Annotated in this window: 3 protein-coding genes and 1 pseudogene; 1 reads left to right on the top strand and 3 read right to left on the bottom strand. The window is 69.3% G+C overall.

Going from position 1 to position 3,539, the window contains the following annotated elements:
* Positions 1 to 366 precede the first annotated feature (366 nt).
* From ACWDA7_RS51330 to ACWDA7_RS51320, 3 genes are all read right to left on the bottom strand, one after another.
* Positions 367 to 1,758 carry a glycosyltransferase 87 family protein gene (locus ACWDA7_RS51330; RefSeq protein WP_450614921.1) on the bottom strand — a complete coding sequence of 464 codons (1,392 nt, stop codon included), beginning with the start codon at positions 1,756 to 1,758 and terminating at the stop codon, positions 367 to 369.
* Between the two features lie 739 nt (positions 1,759 to 2,497).
* On the bottom strand, positions 2,498 to 2,659 hold the full coding sequence (locus ACWDA7_RS51325; RefSeq protein ID WP_450614919.1) for a hypothetical protein: 162 nt from the start codon (positions 2,657 to 2,659) through the stop codon (positions 2,498 to 2,500).
* A gap of 67 nt (positions 2,660 to 2,726) precedes the next feature.
* Entirely contained in the window at positions 2,727 to 3,122 is a 396-nt protein-coding gene (locus ACWDA7_RS51320) for a hypothetical protein (RefSeq protein ID WP_450614917.1), read from the bottom strand.
* Between the two features lie 207 nt (positions 3,123 to 3,329).
* Here ACWDA7_RS51320 and ACWDA7_RS51315 point away from each other — a divergent pair.
* Positions 3,330 to 3,539 (top strand): annotated as a pseudogene (locus ACWDA7_RS51315) (IS200/IS605 family accessory protein TnpB-related protein); the annotation flags it as partial.

Below are 3,539 nucleotides of genomic sequence, written 5' to 3'. Positions count from 1 at the left end.
CCGGCTGGTGTTGAGGGTGTAAGACCCGTAGGTCCGCTGGGCCCGCAGGCAGCCTGAGCCAGGAATCCCCCTGCTTCAGCGGAGGGAGGGTTCAACGTTCCTGATTACCTGATCGCGCCGGGAACCGCGCGACAGGCGCCGTCACCGGGCCCCGCTCACACGAGCGCTCCCCGCTTCCCCGGACCACGGACACGATCCGTGTCGCCGGACGCGGCGTGAACACAGGAGACCAGTGCATCCACAACCTTTCGGGATGCGCCAGTTGACCAGGATTGGGTACAAGACTCACTCCTGCTCACTGACTAGGAACGGTGGTGTCAGTCCCAGAAGGCGTGTCGGGGGTCGTCCAGCGTGGTCAGCGTGGTGTCAAGGGAGGGGTGGCTGGTACGTGGTCGTAGGGGTACCAGCGGCCGTTGTGGTCGGCTCCGTCGAGCAGCTATCCGCGTTCGGTATGGCGTGTGCGGAACGGGGATCCGGGACGTCCGGTCGCAGCCGCGGCCCTGCGGGCTCCTCGGGCTCCGCCTCCAGCGGCACCAGCGAGGTGGAGCGCCACAGCCGGGCGCAGGCGAGCAGTGTTGCGGCCAGCAGCAGCACGTTGCGGGCGGCCAGCACGCAGACGCCCAGCGGTCGGCCGCCCACCACGGAGTCGAAGCCGAGCGGGAACTCCAGCACGGTCAACGCGGCGACTGGCAGCACCAGGAGGGCGACCGGTCGCTGGGCGGTGCCGCGGGCGCAGAGGCAGACGGCGGCCAGTCCGATCAGCCAGATGAGGTACTGAGGACTGATCACCCTGCTGGTTGTCACGAACAGCAGGGTAGCGGTGAGCGCGGCGTCGGCGGTGGCGGCCGGCCCGAAGTGCCGGGCGCGCAGCCGCCACACCAGCAGCCACAGGCCCGCCACGGCGCTCAGCACCAGGGACGCGGTGGCCACCTGGCTCACCCAGGGGCCCAGGAACTCCATCGATCCGTAGTGGTAGGAGACGGTGCCGTGCCAGCCGAAGCGGCGGCCGATCTGGAAGACGGTGCCGCCGAGCGACTCGATCTCGACGCCGCGCTGCTGCTGCTCGTTCAGGAAGGAGAAGGCGCCGGGCAGAGTCGCCTCCGCGGCCAGCGAGAGCAGCGCCACCGTACCGCTCGTGGAGAGCCAGGCGCGCAGGCCGCGGCGTCCGCGCGGCGCGCCGAGCAGCAGCAGGCCGGGCCAGACCTTGAGCAGCACCCCGATCCCGGCCAGCGCCCCGCCCAGGACCGGCCGCCGGACGATCACCAGCAGGGCGGCGATCGCGACCACGGTCACCATGATGTCGTAGCGGGCGAAGACCGTCGGCCCCAGCAGTGCGATGCCCATTACCCAGTACCAACTCGCGACCAGCCGTCGCCCGCGGCGCCGGTCGGCGCGGATCAGCAGGCCCAGGGCCAGCATGTCGCAGGCCACCGCCAGCAGGATGAAGGCGTGCGCGTAGCCGAGCGGCAGCAGGCCGGGCGCGACGATCACCAGGGCGGTCAGCGGCGGGTACTGCCAGGTGACGTCCCCGACCGGGTAGTGCCCGGCCCGGAAGACCTCGTACCAGCCGTGGTAGATCTGCGAGACGTCGCTGAGCACGGCGACCTTGGTCAGCGGGATGACCCCGGCCAGCGCGAGCAGCAGGAAGGCCCGGCTCGTCGCCCAGCCCGTCCACAGCAGGGGGCGCGAGCAGAGCGGCCCGGACTCGCGGTCGGATCTCTCGGAGCGGTGCCGGGCCCTGGCACGGGTGGTCTGCACGATGCGTGTCCTGGTCTGGCCCCGCGGAAGGGACGTATCAACAGGTCTCGCGGGACATCGAGGAGTCTCGATCGGCCCGCATGTTTTCCAAAAGAGCGTGCTCATCCTAAGGACGCCCTTCATCGAGCAGGGTAAGAAACGGCCCAGAACCCTATATGTGGGATGCCCGGCCTCCACCAGGTTGATCCGGCCATGGTCCACCGTCGGGTAGATCGTCTCAGCGAACGGCCACCCTGTCGCGCCCAAGACCGACCCCCGCACGCCAGCGCCGACAGGCCTGCCAGCACCCCGTGCTGCCCCGGCGCCCCAGACGTCCGAGGGCAGCGCAGCATTGGCACGCCCGGCTGAACAGGCTCCGACACCCCGCCACGACGTCAGGGCATCCGTGGCCGCCGTGCAGACCGCCCCCACCGGCCGGGGTCGGATGTGACCAGGAACAACTGGATCTCCTTCCGCCGCGGGGCGCCCAGGAGGGGCGGCCCGCGGCCCCGGGGCGGACGGGTGGTCAGTCAGCGCCGGAGCCCGCTTCGAACGCGGGCCAACTCGTCGACAGGTGTCTTCGACCCGAACGACAAGCGGTGGTGCGAGTACCACGTCAGCCCGCGCTACCTCGCCGGATCCAGCGGCACCGGCGACCCCACGCTGCGGCCGACCTCGGCTGGAAAAGCGGCAGCGGCCCGCCGGAGAACCCGACGGGCCGTCACAAAATTTCGGAGCTTGGGCGTAGCTGCTCCCGGTATCAGAAGGGGCTGGAGACGCCGAGCTGACCCACCAGCTGCGAGTAGGAGCTGGCGCCAAATCCGCCGCTGTAGCTGCACACCGTCTGACCGGAGGCCGGGTAGAACGTGTTGTTGACGGTGTTTTGGTAGTTGCCGTCGGCGTACCGCCAGTTGGTAATCAAAAGCCCCGCCGACGCGTAGCTGTCGTTGGTGGGGGTGGCACAGATGTGGTGAGGCGCGCTGAGCGCTTCAGCTGGCGAGTTGGTTCGCGGAGAGCAGCCAACTCCAGCGCCGACGCTCCGTGACGATGGTCGCGACGGCCAGTACGGTCACGGGCACCGCCGCCCAAGCAGGCCAGGCGAACCAGGAGGAGATCACGGCGGCGGCTAGCTGGAGCAGCACCAGTAGGATCGTGACCCATCCCGGCACTGCGATGATCACGTTGGTCTTGTCCTCCGGGGTGGACAAGAAGGTCGGAAGACCGATCAGGACCACCACGGACAGGGCGGCAAGCCACCATGAGTGCTCGGCCAGGGCCCAGGGGGTGGCCGCCCACGCGACGAGTTCCGTTGCGAACCGCAGGGCGGACGCGGTGCGGTCGTCGGGTCGTCCTGAGGTTGTTTCTCCACCAGCGGCGTCAATCACCTGCGGACGATCTCATGGCGGGCGACCAGCCACCAGGGGTTGGGGAGCTGTTCGGTTTCGGATGTGCAGGAGTGTGTGAGTGTGCACGAGCGTGTACTTGTTCGTGGTGTTGCAGCGCGCGCACGGCGCATGGCGGGCTCTGAATGTCAGTGCCGGCCGGTACCGTTCTTCCTGTTGCTGATCACGTGCTGGGGAGGGGGTGCATCGATGCGTGGTGAGTCGCTGCGCACGATCGCTGTCCCCTTCGTGGCCGTCGGCCCGTTGGGCGTGGCGATCCGCACTCGCATCAAGGGCCTCACGCCGGACGATGACACGGTGTTATGTCTGGTCGGCGCGCATCTGGGGTCGCTGGCCTCGAGGGATCTCAAACGCCGGTGTGCCGAGGGCCTGGAGCACTCCGCGGATACGTGGGCGGGG

It is taken from the genome of Streptomyces sp. NPDC001156 (genome assembly GCF_053598275.1).
This window is presented reverse-complemented; position numbering and strand designations above follow the sequence as displayed.